The 20,307-nt window shown below is 39.5% G+C and carries 19 protein-coding genes; 2 read left to right on the forward strand and 17 right to left on the reverse strand.

Annotated features, from left to right (window positions below; genetic code table 11):
• Nucleotides 1-7 precede the first annotated feature (7 nt).
• The 11 genes from BLS20_RS12140 to BLS20_RS12190 form a co-directional block, all read right to left on the reverse strand.
• A complete protein-coding gene (locus BLS20_RS12140) occupies nucleotides 8-1,273 on the reverse strand; it encodes a M18 family aminopeptidase (RefSeq protein WP_090174636.1) in 1,266 nt (421 codons plus the stop codon).
• 2 nt (nucleotides 1,274-1,275) lie between these two features.
• Nucleotides 1,276-1,923: an HAD hydrolase-like protein gene (locus tag BLS20_RS12145; RefSeq protein ID WP_090174637.1), complete on the reverse strand. Its 648-nt coding sequence runs from the start codon at nucleotides 1,921-1,923 to the stop codon at nucleotides 1,276-1,278.
• A gap of 64 nt (nucleotides 1,924-1,987) precedes the next feature.
• A complete protein-coding gene (locus BLS20_RS12150) occupies nucleotides 1,988-3,139 on the reverse strand; it encodes a CapA family protein (RefSeq protein ID WP_090174638.1) in 1,152 nt (383 codons plus the stop codon).
• Between the two features lie 392 nt (nucleotides 3,140-3,531).
• Nucleotides 3,532-3,825: a hypothetical protein gene (locus BLS20_RS12155; RefSeq protein WP_090174639.1), complete on the reverse strand. Its 294-nt coding sequence runs from the start codon at nucleotides 3,823-3,825 to the stop codon at nucleotides 3,532-3,534.
• A gap of 247 nt (nucleotides 3,826-4,072) precedes the next feature.
• Nucleotides 4,073-5,149: a TRAP transporter substrate-binding protein gene (locus BLS20_RS12160; RefSeq protein ID WP_176762404.1), complete on the reverse strand. Its 1,077-nt coding sequence runs from the start codon at nucleotides 5,147-5,149 to the stop codon at nucleotides 4,073-4,075.
• A 65-nt stretch (nucleotides 5,150-5,214) separates the two neighbouring features.
• Entirely contained in the window at nucleotides 5,215-6,561 is a 1,347-nt protein-coding gene (locus BLS20_RS12165; RefSeq protein ID WP_090174641.1) for a TRAP transporter large permease, read from the reverse strand.
• A gap of 12 nt (nucleotides 6,562-6,573) precedes the next feature.
• Nucleotides 6,574-7,095: a TRAP transporter small permease gene (locus BLS20_RS12170; protein ID WP_090174642.1), complete on the reverse strand. Its 522-nt coding sequence runs from the start codon at nucleotides 7,093-7,095 to the stop codon at nucleotides 6,574-6,576.
• A gap of 113 nt (nucleotides 7,096-7,208) precedes the next feature.
• A complete protein-coding gene (locus BLS20_RS12175) occupies nucleotides 7,209-8,564 on the reverse strand; it encodes a 2Fe-2S iron-sulfur cluster-binding protein (protein WP_090174643.1) in 1,356 nt (451 codons plus the stop codon).
• The gene (locus BLS20_RS12180) at nucleotides 8,561-9,874 is read right to left on the reverse strand and encodes an NADH-ubiquinone oxidoreductase-F iron-sulfur binding region domain-containing protein (protein ID WP_176762405.1); all 1,314 of its coding nucleotides are present in this window, start codon (nucleotides 9,872-9,874) and stop codon (nucleotides 8,561-8,563) included. Before BLS20_RS12180 ends, BLS20_RS12175 begins: the two co-directional genes overlap by 4 nt.
• A gap of 14 nt (nucleotides 9,875-9,888) precedes the next feature.
• Nucleotides 9,889-10,230 (reverse strand): 4Fe-4S dicluster domain-containing protein, encoded by a 342-nt coding sequence (locus BLS20_RS12185; protein WP_090174645.1) that lies wholly within the window; start codon nucleotides 10,228-10,230, stop codon nucleotides 9,889-9,891.
• Nucleotides 10,231-10,232: 2 nt separating this feature from the next.
• The gene (locus BLS20_RS12190) at nucleotides 10,233-12,290 is read right to left on the reverse strand and encodes an FAD-dependent oxidoreductase (protein WP_090174646.1); all 2,058 of its coding nucleotides are present in this window, start codon (nucleotides 12,288-12,290) and stop codon (nucleotides 10,233-10,235) included.
• Between the two features lie 256 nt (nucleotides 12,291-12,546).
• On the opposite strand from BLS20_RS12190, the gene BLS20_RS12195 reads away from it, so the two are divergent.
• A complete protein-coding gene (locus BLS20_RS12195; protein ID WP_090174647.1) occupies nucleotides 12,547-13,464 on the forward strand; it encodes a LysR family transcriptional regulator in 918 nt (305 codons plus the stop codon).
• 346 nt (nucleotides 13,465-13,810) lie between these two features.
• Complete coding sequence (locus tag BLS20_RS12200) at nucleotides 13,811-14,287, forward strand: hypothetical protein (protein WP_176762406.1); 477 nt, start codon at nucleotides 13,811-13,813, stop codon at nucleotides 14,285-14,287.
• Between the two features lie 319 nt (nucleotides 14,288-14,606).
• Here the strand turns inward: BLS20_RS12200 and BLS20_RS12205 are convergent, their stop codons facing one another.
• From BLS20_RS12205 to BLS20_RS12230, 6 genes are all read right to left on the reverse strand, one after another.
• Entirely contained in the window at nucleotides 14,607-14,984 is a 378-nt protein-coding gene (locus BLS20_RS12205; RefSeq protein WP_090174649.1) for a PH domain-containing protein, read from the reverse strand.
• A 282-nt stretch (nucleotides 14,985-15,266) separates the two neighbouring features.
• Entirely contained in the window at nucleotides 15,267-16,643 is a 1,377-nt protein-coding gene (locus BLS20_RS12210; RefSeq protein ID WP_090174650.1) for an MFS transporter, read from the reverse strand.
• 307 nt (nucleotides 16,644-16,950) lie between these two features.
• Nucleotides 16,951-17,262, reverse strand: coding sequence for a hypothetical protein (locus BLS20_RS13805; RefSeq protein WP_090174651.1), 312 nt, complete (start codon nucleotides 17,260-17,262; stop codon nucleotides 16,951-16,953).
• Nucleotides 17,263-17,352: 90 nt separating this feature from the next.
• A complete protein-coding gene (locus BLS20_RS12220) occupies nucleotides 17,353-17,781 on the reverse strand; it encodes a hypothetical protein (protein WP_090174652.1) in 429 nt (142 codons plus the stop codon).
• 274 nt (nucleotides 17,782-18,055) lie between these two features.
• Nucleotides 18,056-19,207: an IS91 family transposase gene (locus BLS20_RS12225; RefSeq protein WP_090174332.1), complete on the reverse strand. Its 1,152-nt coding sequence runs from the start codon at nucleotides 19,205-19,207 to the stop codon at nucleotides 18,056-18,058.
• Nucleotides 19,200-20,048, reverse strand: coding sequence for a tyrosine-type recombinase/integrase (locus BLS20_RS12230; protein ID WP_090174333.1), 849 nt, complete (start codon nucleotides 20,046-20,048; stop codon nucleotides 19,200-19,202). Before BLS20_RS12230 ends, BLS20_RS12225 begins: the two co-directional genes overlap by 8 nt.
• Nucleotides 20,049-20,307 lie beyond the last annotated feature (259 nt).

A 20,307-nucleotide genomic window follows, 5' to 3' on the forward strand; every position in this document is an offset into this window, starting at 1 on the left:
TTGCCCCTTATTCAAAAAAGCATGTAACCACTTTTGTAAGTTCTTGTTGGTCTTTACTTCCCATCAGTTCCCTTGCCGAATGCATCGCAAGCAATGGTATGCCAAGATCCACCGTCTTAACCGGAAGAAGCGATGACAAAATAGCGCCTATCGTTCCTCCGCCTCTGACATCGGAACGATTCACGAAGCGCTGATAAGCAATTTTGTTCTTCTCGCACAATCCAATGAAAATGGCAATTGCCTCAGCATCTGTTGCATAAGACTGTGAACATGCCTGCTTTACGCATACTCCTTTGCCCAATACCGGCTGCGTCGTGATATCCATTTTGCCGATGTTATTCGGATGCAGTGCATGCGCCACATCCACAGAAAGCAACATCATATTATATAGATAACGCCGTATTTCGTCCATCGAATAGCCAACATTTTCCAGAATTCTTAGTATCAATTCATACGTAAAATGTGTTCCGGCTCCTTGCTTCGATCTGCTTCCTATCTCCTCATGGTCATAGAGTCCGATTATATTCATGCCTTCTTCGCAAACTGCCTCTTCTATCGCTTCTACAAGTGCTGCTACCGATGTCTGGTTATCGAGTCTTGGTGCGGAGTACAACTCCTCTCTAGGTCCTACATACATTGCCTCTTCCCAGATAAATGTCGTCAGCTCAAAGTCTAGAATTTCATCCTTGTTCACTTTTAGATCTTTTGCAATACAGTCCATAAAGTATGCCGTATCCTGCCCTTCTTCTTCAAGCAGTCCGGCAATAAGCATAAGGTCCGTCTGGTTTTTTATTTCCACGCCCTTGTTCACATCCCGATTCATATGAATGGCAAGATTAGGCAGAATCAAAAGCGGCTTTTTACTCCGGTACACCACCATCTTAGGCTGAAATACATCCTTACTTTTTAAAACTACTCTTCCGGCCACGCCGAGCGGTCTGTCAAACCAGGTATTTAAAATAGGACCGCCGTAGACTTCTACATTTACCTGTGCATACCCCTTTGTTACAAAATCTGCATTTGGTTTAATGGATAGACATGGTGCATCGGTATGTGCACCGGCCATTCGCAGACGTCCCTTCTTCTTTCCTATCGTAAATGCAAAAAGACTTGCACCATAATGCTTTATATAATAACGTCCACCTGCATTAAGATGCCACTCATTTGCATACCTAAGCTCTTCAAATCCTTGTTTTTCTAAATCTTTTGCAGCATATTCCACGCAGTTATATGCGCTTACGCCTTCTTTGATAAATGCTTCTAATTTCTTCATACCTATTCCTCAATGATTTTCAAAAAGTCCTTTGGTGTTTTCACAAGAAAGTCTGCACCATTTTCTATCAGTTCCTCGCGACTTCCATACCCATACAATGCGCCTACTGCTGTCACTCCTATGTCAGAAGCGCCTTTTACATCATAGTGACGATCTCCTAACATAATCACCTTGCTTTTATCTTCTATGTTATGCTCCGTCAACAATTTCGCAATTAACTCTGCTTTATTTACGGTATGCACTTCCCTTGACGGTCCATAAATTTCCTTAAAATATGGAAGCAAATTATGATACCTAAGAACCTCTTTTGAAGTGTCTACCGGTTTTGCCGTAACAATATAAAGTTCTTTTCCATTCTGATACAGTGTTTGTATGACTTCTCGAATGCCGTCATAAAGCGGCGACTTTTTGTAATTTACTTTTTCATATATCTCGCGATAATATACAACCGCCTGTTCCCCATCTTCGTGACTCATTCCATAAAAATGTGTAAAGGAATAATACAGCGGCGGCCCGATAAACCGCAAAAGGCTTTCTTCATCCTGCTCTACGATTCCAAACTTTTCCAATGCATATTTTACAGAATCAATAATTCCATATTCTGAAACCGTAATCGTTCCATCTAAATCAAATAATATTGTCTCGTACATGTTGTTCCTCTCAAATCAGACACAGGCGCAGCTTATACTACGTCTTGCTATCCGTTTCTAGTAATTACTCCGACTGCGTTAGGATCTTCCCATCTTCATCAAATGACAGATCGCTATATCCGGCGGAATATTTTGCCATATTTTCCAGAATGGCTGCTTTGGTATCTCCACTTGCAATCTGTGGGCAAAAATCATTATAGTTTGCAGCTCCTGACAATGTACATGGTATAAATGTTGCATCGATCTGCGCCTCTTCATCGAGTTTTCCATCTACATAGGTAAACGTCTGCGTAAAGATACCATCTTGCTTATCCGTAGGATTGGAATTACCTCCAAATGAAAAGTTTCCAAGACTATAGCAAATCAATTTGCCCTTATAATACTCTATCCCTTGCAGTACGTGTGGGTGATTTCCAATAATCACATCTGCACCTTCCTCAATCAGTTGATGCGCCAGTTCCACCTGGTTGTCATTGGCATAGTGCTCCTGCTCGACGCCCCAATGACAACATGCAATGATTAAGTCGGCATCGTCTTCCTTCAGCTGGTTGATTCCATTTACCAGATAGTCGACACGATCCTGCGTTCCGGATAACAGGCTCGAAGAGACGAATCCGATCTTCAGCCCTTCATCCGTCTCATATGTACCGATCTGGTCGTTGACCGCATAGGACAGCCCCGCCTCGTTTAAGGCATTAATGGTATCGTCAAAACTTTGCTGTCCATAGTCCATGTTGTGATTATTTCCAAAGGAACAACCTTCCACCGAGCTCGATGTCATAATCCCGGTATAGGACGGGTCGCCCTTAAGCATGAACTCCTTTTCCTCGCCGGTCTCAGATGTTGTCAGCACACACTCTAGATTCACCACCGTAAAATCATCTGCTTCGAAGATGTCTTTTACGCCGCTAAAAAAGTAGGTCTCTCCATATCTATCATAGTAATCGTCAAAGGAACCGGAATATCCGTGTATCTGGGCGCGTCCGAGCGTACAGTCTCCGGTTGCAGATATCGTAATGGTCTGCACCTTAGGTTCTTCAACCGGCGCAGTGCTTTCACTGCCATCGCCTTCTGTGACCGGCTCTGCCACCGACAGCTGCGCACTTGATTCTGCTTCATTTGTATTTTCCGTTTTCTCTGTATTTGTTGAGCCGCATCCGGCCAGCATGGTCCCTACCAGACATAGCATCACCGGGATACTTACATACTTTTTCATAATCTGTTCCTCTCGTAGAAGTAGCTTAATCTCCGTGAAGGGCACCTTCGTTCCCGCAAATAGTATCTTATTTAGGTGCTTTCTTCAATAGCTTCAATCAAATTTTCCTTAATTTTCTGCATAAACTTGGAATTGTATTTTTTATCTTTCCCTTATACATAAAAACCACTTATCTGCATTATACTATTATCTGTTAGCACCCTGCAAATAAGTGGTCATCTACCTTTTATCTTTTGTATGACGGACCATAGTCCTTGTAACTGCGTCTTAGAAAAATGTTTTGTAAATGCCTCTGCATGAAATAGCCGGCATTCGTACTCCTAATCTCTTCGTTCGTCCCCCCCAAAATCTCCTGTAGTAGCGCCAGTGACCCTTCCACAATTAAGGATTCACTATCCGCATACCATATTTCCTTCTTTAAGCCGGCTATATAACCAGGTATTCATCTGACATCTTGACGTACATCGCGTGGGCATGTTAACCCCCGAGACTTTACTTAGCACTTCCCCTATTCCGCCGGACCACATCTTAAAGATTTCGGCCTGGTTCATTTCGTCAAATTCCGTTGTCAAACATTCCTCCGGTCCGAAACGACAAGGTCCCTCGTACACATACTGATGAATCAATGCCACATATACAAGCTGCACATTTAATTTGACGTCCACGATTTTCTTAATATCATACATCTTATAGATCCTCCTTTTCTCTGCTGTTTCTAGGCTTATTATAGGACGGATCTATCGCATCTGTTTCCCCTTAAATATAATGAGTGCCATACAAAATTCGTATGGCACCTGCTAAGAATCACAAAGAAAAAGGGGCTGTGAAATAATCAGCTCATAAAAAAAGAGAAGTAATAGCTGGAAACAGCCGATTACTTCTCTTTTTTCATGGTATATTTTATTTGTCATATGGTAAGAATCCATATATACATTACTCTAAGTTTTCTTCTCTCCACTTAAGAATTGATTCCTTTAATGCGATTCCCTTTTCTGACGCACTTTTGTCAATTTCTTCGTATACATCTCCCACGGTTGAAAGAAAATCATCACATTGCTCATCTGTAAAATATTCAATATCTACATCATATTCTTCAAGTGCTTTAATTGAAGTATCATAAAATTCTTCCGATACTGCAAGACAATCAGACATCCACTTTTCAACGCCTTCATTTACTGCTGCCTGCTGAGCTTCATCAAGCTTACTCCATGTATCTTCATCCATTACTAATGCTCCCATACCATCTGTCTCCGGAAGTACACATGCGTAATCACATACCTCTCCTAGCATCTGAGAATATACCTGTTCAATTCCTGTAATACAAGAATCAATTGTTTTTCTTTGCAATGCAGTTGCAAGCTCTGAAAGACCTACATCAGTAGTTGCTAAATTCATTGTCTCTGCAAGTCTTCCCATCCAGGTTCCAGACACTCTTACAATTTTACCTTGAAGATTTTCTTTGTCTGTGATAGCCTCTCCGGTACCTACAATTGCCATCTTTGCAGGAACTCTGAGTCCAAGATAATGAATATCATAATCAGAATAAATATCTGCCAAAGATTCTCCCACCGCATCTTCAAAACTTGAAAATGAGTTTGCATCATCTGTATATCTATAACAGCCCGGCATTCCAAGATATGCAACATCTGTAATCGTTGTAGATGTTGCAGATGATCCCAAATAAACAATATCGACGATATTATTCGTGAGCTCATCAAGTGCCTGGCTTTCCTTATAGTCGTTATCATTATACTGATTAAAAGTAAAAGCTCCTCCACTGGCCTCTGTCAAATCTTCACACAATAACTCCATAACAGCTACCATTGAACTAGAAGGTGTTCCTCCATAAGAGATGTTAAACTGATACGGTGCAATATCTGATGATCCCCCGTTTCCCGTTGCTGTATCTGAGCCTGATGAAGAATCCTTTGAACATGCCATAAGCCCTATCGCCATAACACCAACTAAGCCCCCACAAACTAACTTCTTTGCAAAACTTTTTTTCCTCATTTTTTTCCCTCCTAAAAATATGATTTTTATCTTGATCGCCTTCATAACCTCTTGGCGAATCAATACTATTTTGCCATCATGCTAGGAACAACTGTTGCAATCTGTGGAAATACACACAAGATTACTAAACCGATCGTCAACGTCATAATCTGAGGCAATGCTCCTTTTATAATTGTTCCCATATCTAATCCGGTCGTCTGTTTCAAGATAAACAAATTATTTCCTACCGGTGGTGTAATCATTCCAACCTCTACACACAGGGTGGATACGATACCCAACCAGATTGGATCAAATCCCAATTGCATAAGCGGTGTAAACACAAATGGAATCGTAAGTGTTACCATTGCTGTCGGCGACATAATTGTTCCAAGGAAATACCAAAGTACAATCAACAAAATCATAACAATCCATCTATTAATTCCGAATCCTGTACATAACTGTGCTAGTGCACTTGCAATACCTAATCGACCAATTACATTTGTAAGCATCAACGCTGCTGAAAGCATAAGAATCATCATAGAACTACTCTTTACCGTTGACATCATGGCATCGCCAAAGATCTTCTTCGTCATTTTCATTTTTGCAAGAACAATTAAAAACGCTGCTATAGCTCCAAGTCCGGCACATTCAGTTGCAGTCGCAAGACCGGAATACATTCCCCCTATGATTACAACTATAAGAATCAATGCCGGTCCTGTCTTTTTAAAATCTTCAAAAAACGTTGTATCATACTTTTCGTATTCAATCTGTTCAACCGTCTCCTTCGGCTGTCCTTTCACACGTTTTTTCTGTCCAATTAATTCCGGATTTAAATTTGCTCGTACAATAGAGCTGGCACACATCAATCCCGCTAACATTAACCCCGGTAATATACCGGCCATCAAGAGTTTTAATATCGAGGTCTGCGTCAATATTCCATACATTACCAGCGTAATACTTGGAGGAATCATAATTCCTAACGTTCCTCCTCCGGCCACGGTTCCAATCGCAAAATGTTCCTTGTATCCTCTTTTTTTCATCGCATCAAGTGACACCTTACCGATTGTAGCTGCTGTTGCAGGTGAGGAGCCACAAAGTGCTGCAAATATAGTACAGGCCAACGTTGTTGCAACTGCCAATCCTCCTTTTAGTTTTCGCAGGTATTTGGCCATGATGTAGTACAAGTCTTCTGCGATTCCACCTTTTGCCATGAATTCTGCCATCATGATAAACAAAGGTACAATTACATTATTTGCACTGATTGCATTAGAGTACATTGTTGTTCCCAAAAAAGATAAATGTCCCGTTGTGAGGAAAAGCAATGTTACTATACATGCCGTAAAACCAAGCGTTGTAGCAATTGGTCCTCCTATTGCTATCGAAATAAGCAGGATGACCAACACAACTACTAATGCTATCATCATTGTATTCATTGTATTTTCCTCCTATTTTTCAATAAATTCGTCATTTGAAGATATCAAATCCAGAACTATAAATATTACTGTTATAATCATCATCACACATCCGGCTGTCATAATAATATATAAAACCGCCTGAGGAATTGGATAAGTTCCTGCTGTCATACTCCCTAAACGAATCGAATTAATACACATTTTGAGTGTGGAATAACCGAGAATCGCCAGGAAAAACAAAGTCTGAAAATATCCAATAATTGTAAACGTTCTCTCTGCCCTATGATTATTAGCTCCTCCTGTCTTTTTATCTGCCATTCTTTTAAACATATCCACACCAACATGCCCCTGTACCTGAAATGTAAATGCACATCCCATAAACAACGCTAAACAGTGCAGATAACAGGCATAATCTTCCATCCACGATGTGGGACTTCTAAATATGTAACGTAAGATTGCTTCCATCAGAAACATCGCTGCTACTACAAAGCACATGGTTCCCCCGACTCGCCCTAATACATTGTTAACTTTTCTCAATTTCTCAGGGTAACGCATTCACAACCCCTCCTTTTCTTATTTTTTATTCCGCACCTAGCCTACATATTTTTCTTCTAACTATTGAGCCTTCTCTAAGATATGCTTTTCATCGTATCGAAGATAGGCCACGTCTACTCCTTCATAAAATAACCACCTCCTCCTGACTTGCAACCTTCAGGACAAACCCTTACTCTCATATACTTTAGCAGTCCATGATTGATGACAATCTGCTCGAACCTGTCTAATCCGTCTATGATCGTAACGTCACGTTCCTCTTCTACTTCAATATGTGCACATTTTGTTAATTCATCTGGTAATCGATCCGGTTCCTTTTCTGATAAACACTCCCAAACAGATGCCGCTGTATATGTTGACACGCATGATCTTACATATATTTCATAAAGCTCACGAGTCGTTATGGATACGTCTATTGGATAATCGATACTTTCGTTCGTTCTACGTTTTTTTGCCACACAATTATCAATATTGATTACAAAAATATCGCAATCACGTTTGAGCAATTCAGCAAGCATTGTTTTTTTATCAGGAATCTCTAACAAAAACCGCTTTAATTCCTTGTGGTAAGTTTCCAAATAATACTTAAAGCCCTCACACATCCCATCCAATATCATTTCATCCTTACGCTTTTCTTCAAATGCAATTTTTTTCTGTTGCTTATAATAGCTGTCAAAATCGCTTAATCGATACACTTTATCGATTCCTATATTTTTAAGTAACGTAACGATTTTATTTGCTACATCATGATTTGTGTCCTCAACAAATTCTCCAAAATTTGATATTGTTTCATCCGATAATAGCGCGACCGTTTTGATTTTCTTATCGTATATGGCTTTCCAAACACGCTTTGTATCATCTGCCACATTAAGTGCACCTGTAGGACAAACTTTTATGCATCTTCCGCATGAAATACATTCCGTTTTTGCCAACTCAATTCCAAACCCTACATTGGTAGCCGTCGATCTTTGATTTACCCCAATCGCTGTAACTCTTATCTCCTTTTCACAAATAGCAACACACCTGCGACATAATATGCATTTTGTATTATCTCTAACCAAAAATGATGTACTGTTATCTTTTAATTTCTCCCTTTTCCCAACCCCATAATACCGGTCATCAACTCCGTAAATCGAAGCATATTCCCTAAGTTTACACAGCCCCATCTTGCTACAATTTGTGCAATCGGTAACATGATCTGCAAACATTAATTCCAATGCTTTTCTTCTTGCCGAAATAACCTTCGTAGAATTCGTTAAGATTTCCATTCCATCCGATGGGTACGTCGAGCATGCCGGATAAAGTCCCGGTCTTGACATAATTTCCACTACACACATACGACACTCTGCTATATTGTTTCGTTCCTTCATGTAACATAATGTCGGAATCCCTATCCCATTTTCTCTTGCAACTTCCAGAATCGTCTTTTCCTCGGATATCTTAATCTTTTGTCCATTTATCGCAATGTTCATAATCCAACAACCTCCGGAAAATTTTTTATCACTGACTTAAGCGGAGCTACTGCGGCTCTGGCCATCGGACATCTACTGTTATCTTCTATGTATCCTATTAATTCCGTAATCTTATTGATGTCATCATTGTCAAAATCTTTTTCCTCTATTTTCATGACAAGCATTCGTAATTGCGATAAACCACTCCTACAAGGGACACACGTTCCACAAGACTCTTTTACATAGAAAGAAAGTCTCTCCAAAATTGTCTTTATAAGCTTTTCTTTATCTGATATAAAATAAACCGATCCGGTTCCAATCCTTATATTTATTTTTTTTGTTTCTTCCTCACTCAACTTCAAATCCAAAAACTTACCGGATACTATATTTCCACTTCCGCCTCCTATTTGTATGGCGTAAGGCTTGCTATGGTTCTCCATTCCCCCGGCTCTTATTAACAACTGCTCCAAGGATATGCCACTTTTTTCCTCGTATACTCCCGGTTCCATCACATCCCCACACACCGTAAATAATCTAGTTTTCTCATAACTTTTATGTTCCGTTACGATTAATGGAACATTCGCAAATGTCTCAACGTTATTTATTACCGTTGGTTTTCCTAAGTATCCTTTATTTCCTGGGAACGGTGGCTTAAGCCTTGGCTCTCCTCTTTTATTTTCGAGGCTCTCTATAAGTGCAGTTTCCTCTCCACATATATAAGCACCTTGACCAAGTCTAATTATTATTTCAAATCCGTCCGATTTAAATTCCTCAATTGTTTTCTCTATTTTTTCTTTTAAATCCTCGTACTCACCTCTTAGGTATATAAATCCTTTTTTTGCCCCAATGATTTGTGCACAGATATGCATTCCACATATAACACTATATGGTACTTCTTCTAAAATAATCCTGTCTTTTCCGGTTCCCGGCTCGCCCTCATCCGCATTACAGACAACATACTTTTCCATCTCGTTTTCATTTCTGACAATTTCCCACTTTTTCGCTGTTGGAAAACCACTACCGGAACGTCCACACAAGCCTGATTTTTCTATAAGAGTAAGAACGTCTATTTCTTTTGCAATCTCGTTTGCTTTTTTTGCGTCTTCTCTTTTAAAATCTAATATGTTCCCCTTTGTTTTCTTCTCATATATCCTTTCAATATGAGTTTGCATTCCAGCCTTTTTTAGGTTGAAAAACTCATAAAAGCTTGCTATTCCAATCACTTTTGAAACAGACAGATTACAATCACAGGCTGTATCTAAGATCTCTTTTTCTCCAAGATACCCACCGTTTTGTTTTTGTTTTTCCATAAGAGTTGGTATCAGTTCCACGAGCATTTACCTCCTTACCATCCCACAGGCGGCTTAAAGTATCCTTTTTTCGGGCATTTTGCCTCACCTATACGAAATACTTCCCCGGTTTCTTTTCTTTTAAAAAATATTCTCTGATTAATTGGAAGGTGCATCTCTAACGCTCCTCTTGGACAGGCTTCTACGCAACATGCACAATACCAGCACTCATCCGGATAAGCGACTATTGGAGGTTTTCCTCTTTCCGGATTGGGTAAAAGCGTTTGTATTCTGCATATATTTACACAAGAATTGCACGCCACACATTTGTCCTCATCTATTGATACGGCAAGCGTAGGCCCCGATGGATTCGGTACAATATAGCACTTATCTTCCATTTCTATTCGCTCCTTTTTTGATATCTCAAATAATTTTCCTTATAAGAAGGTGCATTTTGACCTTTAAGCCAATATTCTTTCTCTTTCTTTATGGTCAAGATCTTGTCCCCATCTAATCGATTAAACAAATATCCATCTCCTGACATCATAAATTCTTCATTTTCTATCTTGGATATACACGCGTTTAGAAATATTGATGCCACCGTAAATCTGGTATCGCACTCCAACACTCTTGCAAGTTCATGTGGATTTCGTGCATATGTCATCTGTCCTTCTGTATTTTTTATACTGTCAAGCCACACAAGCCCCTGCTTTAATATTGGAATTGTTTTATATTCTCCGCAGCACTGCTGCATCACCCTACATATTCCACCCCACAGTTCTTTCCAGCTTATATAAGCTTCTTTTCTTCCATTCCTTTTTACCGGTGCATATACTCTTTGTTTCTCAGCAGCAAGCTGTTTCTCACTCACAGCACCCTCATTCGCGTCCTTCACATAATCAGCGGCTCTATCTGCTGCATAAAATCCTGAAGATACTGCGAAGCTACAGCCCTCAAGCCCTCCCGAAGCTCCAGCTACAAACAGACCAGGGACATTTGTCATCAATTTCCAATCGCAAGCAATTTCACCTTGTCCCCCATTCTCTGTTCGCCATGGCTTTACTACGTCAGGTTCACCATGAAACCATGCACCGAACTTCATGTAATTTTCCGGCAACTCTATCGGTGCCATCAACATATCTTTTTCCGGGTCAAATCCGCTTCTTGTATACAAATCATAAAGTGTAAATCGGCTCTTTCCTTCATTCCCGATCATTACACCCCAAATGCTCCTTCTTTCATCTTCCGGCATTCCGGCTAAATCTGCCCAAAATGGCAATTCATATTCACCATCTCGAATCTTCTCGGCAAGGTTATGAATCAGATTCGCTTGATCGATTCCCGGCATATTATCACTTTTTTTAGAACCGATATACGGTTGCCCCTTTGCGGGATAATTCCTGTCATGAACATTTTTTAGAATATTCCCTTGAATATCTTCCCATGGAATTTCCTTTCCGTTATTATCAACCATTGAGCATGGAAACCATGTATTCGCCGGATTCCCAACACCAAATCTTGGCCATGCAAACGGAGTATTTCCTTTTGTACTACCTGCCTTATGCATGTTATAAACATCTGCGCCTGCCATCCACGCCATCGCAAGCCCTTCTCCAATTTCATTTGGATCCCATCGATAACTGTTTCCGGTTATTTCCATGTTATAGATCCACATGCTACAAGCGTATCCGGTAGATATGATGACTGCCTTTGCATGAAATACATAAAATTCTCCCGTTTCCAATGAAAACCCCGTCGCTCCAACAACATCGGCTCCCTGTTTTCCGTGATTTGTTAAAAGCGATGTAACCATGATTCTTTCATATAATTCTGCTCCATAATCGATAAGACCTTCATACAAAACCGGCTTTATATAATTTCCACCGTGAAGCTTAACCGAAACCATCTCTCTATAGTCATATGCTTTCAATAGCTTACTCTCTTCATCACGTGTAGCGGCTCCTTTAAATTCATCCAAGTCATCTCGGATATTCAGTCCCAATTTTTCAAGTTCGAGCAGCGCGTCCCAGGTTCCTTTTTCTGCTATATAATTCCGATGATTTAATCCCGTATCCTTACTTCTTTCAATATTTTCTTCCGTCGTAATTGGACTCCCCGGACATTCCAGCACTGTATTCCAGTGATCCATTCCGGCTCCACCACAACCACTCTTTTTAATCGGAGCTTTATCACATACCGCAACCTTTACTCCTCTTTTTGCTGCCCTTATTCCGGCACTTGCACCAGCAAGTCCTCCCCCAATGACCAATACATCTGTATAAACATGCGTTGTCTTATCGTACTTTACCGGATAGGGCCACTCATAAAATTCATTTCCTCTATTTCTTTGAAAATCCATACGCTTCCCCGTTTCACAAAATGTATTTTCGCCTGCAATAACTCCTAGAATTCTGGATGTCATATTTCCATAATCATTTAGTTGTGTTTTATTTATCATTATTATATTACTTGTATAGCATTCGGAAAATTGAAATAAATTTAAGATAATATTAGATAGAATCTAATATTAAAGATTTTTAAAAAAGATAGCTCCCAATATAATTGCATAAATCACGCAGAAATACCCTTTGCATAGCCACAGTCACCTCCCTTGCATCTATTTATATTATTAATTATAATATCCCAATAAGCTTATATTAATTGAAATTAAGCAACCGCTAGCATTAGATATTACTTAACAAAAGGAGCGCATCATGTCTGTTAATCTGGAATATTACAAAACTTTTTATTACGTAGCTACACTAGGAAGCATGTCCAAGGCTGCTTCACACATGTGCCTTACACCACCAACTATTACCAAAACAATCCAACTCCTTGAGGAACAGCTTAACTGCCAACTTTTTTTTCGCTCTGTAAAAGGAGTTCGCCTAACTTCCGCCGGTGAAGCTCTTTTACGAAAAGTACAACCCGGTATGAATATGTTACTTTCCGGCGAAGAAGAAATACACATGATTAACTCCCTAGAACGCGGTACAATACGAATTGGACTAAGCGAGGCCGCCGCTAATGCCTTTATTATTTCTGATGAATTCACAAAATTCACTCAAAAATACTCCGGCATAAGCATTATCATGAAACATCTTTCTTTTCAAGAAACACACGATATGATTTTAAGTGGCGAAATTGATTTTGGCGTTCACGGTGTTTTTCCTGAAGATTGTAAAGATCTCAAAACTCGTACTCTAAATATTATGCCTAGTGTTGCAACTGTTGGCGCAAAATATAAACATTTAGCCCAATCACCTATCTCCCTTTATGAACTGGCTGAATATCCTTTAATTTTCGTTGATCCGAGTTACGAAGTGAGCAAATATTACAAACGACTTTATGCCAAATATAATCTTGACTTCCAGCCACACATTGAAGCCCCAACCTTAAATATGCAAATATATGCTGTTGAATCAGGACTTGGATACAGTTTTCTCCCACTATCCAACATTCACAAAAAATGTGAAGAAGGAAAACTTTTCATAGCAGATATCCAGAATGAAGAACTGCTTCAACGCCCTACTTGTATTTTATATTCAAATGATATTCCTTTAAGTCTGGCTGCCTCTACGTTAGTTAATATGTTTAAAAATCCACATGAACAAGATGACATGATGGAATAGCCTCTGTACTGTAATCTGTCATTTTTATGCTTCATTTTTATGCTTCATTTCTATGCTACAATTTTCTCCGGAAACAAAATCCGTCTTATTTTGATTTTGCTGAAAGGAGATGATTCATACCATGAATTCAGATATTTTTTTACATTATCACGAGGCAATTGCCGCTCATCTATACGGTTAGTGTCACAGACCACAGGATCATTGTTATTGCCTGTGCCGTATTGATCAGACCGGAATGCCGGTTATAAAAAAAGTCCTCTCTCGAGGACCGATGGGTGAAAGAAAACATCAGGTTATTCAGGGTGTCTTCACGTCCCAAAATATCACTAATGATATTTGTCAAGCTATGAGTATCTATGTTCCGGAACGCTATCTTAATCCCGACGGAACCATTAATCGAAGCACACAAGTAGCCGGTTATACTGCCGAGTCCGCACCTGTTATTTTAGCCAATCATTCCGATGGCGGACATAAGGACGTACCGGACGGTTGCCGAAAAGGAACTTATTACAACTCGATATTAGATGAGCTTTCTAAAGCTATAAATGCCTTTGGATTTTCGCAGGAACTGTTTGATACTTATACCGAAACAGAAAACTGGCTAAAGCGGTTTGACAATGGAACCTATCAGATTACCGACCTGGCAGGCTTCATCCGCGGAACCGGTTTGAAGCGAAATAAGCCGATTCCAGGATTTGACCGGTTGAAAGACGAACATATACCTACGCGAAACGGATTGCACATGGGACCACCCGGCGAGCGACGCAGTCATTTTTTCCAACGCACTTGGTCTTGTGCTTCAAGAGCATCTAGATACTTATAAAAATCTTGCTGGATTTAATGGATATGAAAAAGATATTCAAAAACAGATTCTAGAAACTGCAACCGGTAACTCCGGCTTCGTATTTTCGAATCCGCACCGGTACCTGTGATGAGCAAACTTCCTTTAGCGTGCCTTATAACCTTGCCCTGGCGGCTGAGCATGCCGGAGCAGATATTGACTTTGCTCTTGTGTGGAACATGGGACACGGCGACCGTGAAGGATGTTCAAGAGGTACTTCCATTGAGTGGATTCATAAAATCTGCCCATAACCCAAAATCCGGACTACATAACAGTCCGGATTTTCTAATTCAATATTTCATTACTTTAAAGCGTATTCGCTAATCAATTGTCCGATTTTTACAATATCACTTTTTCCGGAGAATTCGAATTTCACTTTTCCGACTCCGCTAAAATACATCTCAAGTTCACTGTCAAGATCCAAAACTCCCGCAGTTTCCACAGAAAATACCGTAATTTTGGAATAAGGCATGGATGTGTAATCTTTCTTCTTACCTGTTAACCCCTGCACATTCGTTGCAATAACACGTTTATTTGTGAAAATCACAAAATCACGTATCCCCTGATATTCACTGATGAATTCTTCTCCCTGCACAAAAAGCGGCTCTACAATTTCCTGATTTTTGAATCCACCGGTTGCCTTCAGTTTAACAAATGTTCCATTTTTAAAATCAATCATAATAACACCCTTTCTGTAAAAACATTTGACACATCTATCATACTATTTATACAAATAATTCTCAAAGCATATTTGTCTACTACAGGGCGAAAAATATTGGTTTTCTAGAGTTATTATCTCTTCAGAATATCTCCTCTTTACTGCGTATAGTTATCACCATATGGAATATCCGGCACACTCTAATTTTCCTCGCTTTTTCCTTAAATACTCTTAGTGCAATAGCCCCTTATATATGCGCCACATCTTCACTCGAATCATCTACACGATCCGAGTACAGACATCTTATTTTCTGTTTACTAATTCATCGTCTAAAGCTTTTCCTGCTGCTTCACGATACTTGTCATCTTTCGCTTTCACATGATTCTTAGAGAAGAGTAACATGAGGATGACACCAATCACGCCCATTATCAGCAAGAAGATAAATACGGATCTTGCCCCTAGGATAGCTGTGCCTGCTCCTGTTGCCATTAATGCGATAATGATGGATGGTCCACATGCTTCAAAAATATTACTGATTGGATTGATAATACCAAATACGCTTGGGAAATCCTCTCGACGCCAATACTGTGCTGAAACGGATACTGAGAAGTTTGATGAAGCACCCATATATAATGCAATACAGATAAATGCAACTGCAAGCGGAGCGCCTGCGCCTGTTACAACAGCAGCAATACCAAGAACACCGGCCAGAACCATAATGCACATCGTAATGATCATAGCTTTCTTAGTACCAACAGCCGTATCAATTACACCAATCACATAACTACCAATTGCACCGGCAATCGCAACACCAAGCATAACCAGTGTGAAGTTCAGTCCTTCAAATGCAGAAACAATCGCATTTGACTGCGTCATTACACCGGCAGAACCAATTAACAGAAAACCACATACAACGGTAGCAAACCATACATCACGTGTTGTCAAGGTATGCGCGGCAGTCCATACGGTTGTACGTTTATTTTCAATTTCTTCTTCCATCATAGCCTTTGCCACTTCAGGTGTAAGCGTTTTATCATTGTCTCGATATGCGCCTACCTGCTCTGGATAGTCAGCAAGCGCAACGATACATACGATTAAGCCGACAGTCGCAAGAATCAAAAATGGTAAGAATGATTTAAATACAGCCGGTGCCATGCCTTGTGCTAATGGAGACATTGCAGAAGTTGCAAAGATACCGGTAATACCATTTGCAAATGGGAACGCGATGGTAGCAATACCCATTACAGTACCTTTTCTACGCGGGAACCACTGTCCTGCTAATACGGATACAAGGAATACGCCATACGTAGTAATAGCAACGTTTACAATAAAGAAAAGTACCTTCCATAATCCAAGATTTGCACACTGTCCTATGCTCATATCAATCGGAATCAAGCACATGCCATATGCAGCGGCAATTGCAACTATACCAATAATCACCGCCAGGCGTTTGACGCTTTTGATTCTTCCAAACAGACGTGAAAGAACGATCTGAATGATAACGCCCAAGATAGAGCCGATAGTTAATAACTGTCCTAATGGTGCGGCTCCGCCGTAAAAATCAGACAAAATATTAACCGGATAATTACGAAATACCATGAATGAAACCATGCCTGTAAACATGACAAACATCAGTAACCAACCGCGGGCTCCGAAGCCCAATGATTTTTTCTGTTCCATAACAATTACCTCCTTTATCCTAAAAATCTACACCAATTTTATATATTCTTTACAATTATTATATTCTTTATTTATAATTTTAACAACAATAATGACCAAAAAGTATGTGTTTTATATCGTATACTTGGCAAATTCTTCCAACTCACCTAGTGTTCCTTGTGTGCGTCCTCGAACGCTGCGTTCAAGGCTCTGAAGGTCGCAGATTAATATCTATTGGAGTGAATAAAAAAGGGGCTGTCGCTTTAGATGATCATTAAGAATCATCTAAAGCGACAGCCCCATTAACATTCTTTAAATCCGGTGCTATTTAATCTTTTATACCATAATAATATAGGTATATGGCTTTGCTCTCACCGCCCGTCATAGACACCAGAACCATATAGGTTTCTACAGATCCCGAGTCGGTATCATGAGTAGGCATTGTAATTAAACCGTTAGGATCTACTGTAGCATACCCTCTCAATACAGAATATGTATACTTGATTGAATCACTGGCTGCAGGTGTAACTGATAATTGAATCTTGTCACCGGCATAAAGTTTTTTACAGTAATAGTCGCCTAATGAATATGAGAAATCAAACGAGCTATTTGATGATGCCGGTATATAGGTTGCTGTCATTGTTATTGAAGCTGATTGAGCGCTTAGATAAATCTTCGTCGTGTCCGTTCCGTCTGTAGCAGTTATATAATAACTAAAGTCGGTTGTTCTTCAGGCTCCAAGTCCCGTCGTGCCTATACCTTGTCCTTTTACAGTAACAACGCCGTTATTGTCTATGGCAAATAATTCAGGATTGCTACTTGTATAGGAAAATGTCTTTTTCGCATCCGATGTGACTATGAGTTTGAACTTAGATTCGCAGGTGCTGTCAATCCATTTCACAGCATTTCCGGAACCATCAGTCACCTCTGACATCGTAGAGCTTCCGGATACTTGCTCCATATCTACATATATGCTGTTCTTACAAACCACGGTTTTTGTAGTGGCCTTCCCAGATACAGATCCCTTTACCGTTACGTTTACCGTTCCCGGGAGACTAAATGTAAGAATTCCTTTATCCGTAATGGTAGCAATACTGGTATCAGAAACATTCCAAACAGCATCGTTATATTTATCATCGCCACTTAGGTATTTCGTCAAATTCTTTAGGTTAGAATCGCTGTAAGGTCAAACGAAAAAGCAGCTTGAATTATAACAATAACTGCCCTTTCGTTTGATCTTATTGCGATTTAACCTAATTGAACAAAGTAAGCGTCCGTGGAGCCGATACATATGGAGTTTCAATTCATGGAGCTTACCAGTTTTACTGCCTAATTAGATAATAGCATACATTATGTCTTTTGTTTTTTGTATTTTAGGGTATCAGAAATAAACCTCCCATATGCGAGGTTTTTGCAAATATTATTCCTGTATATCAACAAAGTAACGGTTTTTGTCTATGATGATCAATCACTTTTCCGCCACAGTGCTTGCATATACCGACCTTAAATCCCCATAGATGATCCAATATCTGAGCAGATGTCATATTCCTGAGCTCGGATATATACTTCTTACAACCAAGTTGATTCCTGCATAAAGTAAGATTACTGTTCTTCATGCGGCTGCAAAGCAATCCATAATGCCTTATTCTTACAAAGCGCTTTGGCGGAACATGCATAAGAAATCGCCTTATAAATTCAACTCCACTTATAGTAAGTTCCTTCCATTTGCCTTCATTACGGTAGTCTTTAACGGAAAATGTGACATTTTCACCATTGATGCGAATGATTCTGTAGTTGCTTATGGCTATCCTATGAGTATATTTGCCAAGGTATTTAATTACTGATTGAGCACCATTGAATGTTTTCTTGCAATGAGGAATCCATTCCTTAGAATAGCAGGTATCAATTAAGGATTTAAACTCATATCTATTCTGATATTTTTCTGATGAACCATAAAACTTTAGCTTTCCATCTTCCCACAGACTTTTTAATTCTTCCATGTATTTTCCGCGAAAAACTTTGGAGATCACCTGTACCGGTAGAAAAAACTTATCACCCTTATCTTTCCAATGTTTGTTTTTATCAAGACCTCCACCCAAAAGTATTGTGTGTATATGAGGGTGATAATTCATCTCTGATCCCCATGTGTGCAGTATGCAGATATATCCAACATTTGCACCAAGGTATTTATCCTGAACAGAGAGATCGTTGATAGTGGCTGAAGCAGCATGGTACAACGTATCATAAAGAAGTTTTTGATTGCTGTAGATAACAGGATTCAACTCAGCTGGAACAGTAAATACCAGATGGAAATATGGAGCATCTAAAACATCTTCCTTTCGCATATCCATCCACTTTTCTTTAGGAAGAGTCTGACACATAGGACAACACCTGTTTCTGCAGGAATTATAGTGGATTGAAATACAACCACAGTCTTCGCATACCTGTACATTTGCCCCCATGCGTGAAGTCTTACAATTCATAATGGCATTTGAAACTTTGGACTGTTCCGCTGATGGTGTATATTTCTCAAGATATTCAGAATAAAATTTCAAAAATATATCTTGGACAGTAGGTTTATTCATTTTTTAGGTCCTCTCTGTCAAAAGGACTCTGAATCCCCATAATAGTCTTATTGCTTCTGTGTAAATATACCTCAGTGGATTTAGGATCTCTATGTCCGAGAAGAGTTTGTATATACTTTTGATCAACCCCCTGCTCCATGAGATGTGTTGCAAAGCTGTGTCTAAGACTATGAGGTGTTGCTTTAGCAGTAATACCTGATTCTTTAATGGCTCTGCGCATGACCTGTTCCAGAGTACTTACTGTAAGATATTCTCCTGTGAATCTGTTGGGGAAAAGAATGCCGGTGGGGCGATTTCTCTCAAACCAATAGCGGGTGAGTATATCAAGATTTTTCTTTGAGAGAATTGTATAACGATCCATGCGGTTTTTAGTATTCCGTACATGAATCTGCATGTTTGATCTGGAAATATCATCATAATGCAAGTGTATGACTTCTGATACACGCATTCCAGAAGAATACATGGTTGCAAACATTGCCTTATATTTTATATCCTCAACGTTATCGAGAAAGAGATTAACTTCATCCAATGTAAGAACAACCGGCAAAGGTTGATCTTTTATCATGCGTGGGACTAAAATCTCATCCCAAAGTATGCCGAGAACAAACTTATAAAAAAAGCGAATAGATGAGTTATAGAGATTCAAGGTAGTGGCCTTTAATCCCTCATCTTTTTTGCGTAGAAGAAAATCTCGTACATCCTGGCAGGTAAGTTCCTTAGGATCTTTTCCGACATAGTTTAAAAAATAAGCAACATAGTTATGATAGCAGGATATAGAACGTTCCTTAAGATTGCGTATTTTTCCTGCTTCATCAAGTTTTTTCAAATATTCATCATACATAGTAAAACCTCCGAAAGTATAGTCATTGATAGGAACAACTAAAACTTTGGAGGTGCATGTACATCAAAATGATGCTTGTACTTTGCACAAGCGAATGGTATTCTTTTCATGGCAGTGTTAGTAATGATCCTGTTTGATTGTTAAGTTTCGCGACTATAACAATACTACTATTAGGACTTACTTTCTACTGCCTTTTTGATAAAAAGAAAATCACTGCACACAGCCTAGGCAGGCCATCGCGCAGCGATTTTGTTCAATC

Origin of the sequence: Eubacterium oxidoreducens, from assembly GCF_900104415.1 — a bacterium.
Taxonomy (GTDB): domain Bacteria; phylum Bacillota; class Clostridia; order Lachnospirales; family Lachnospiraceae; genus Eubacterium_C; species Eubacterium_C oxidoreducens.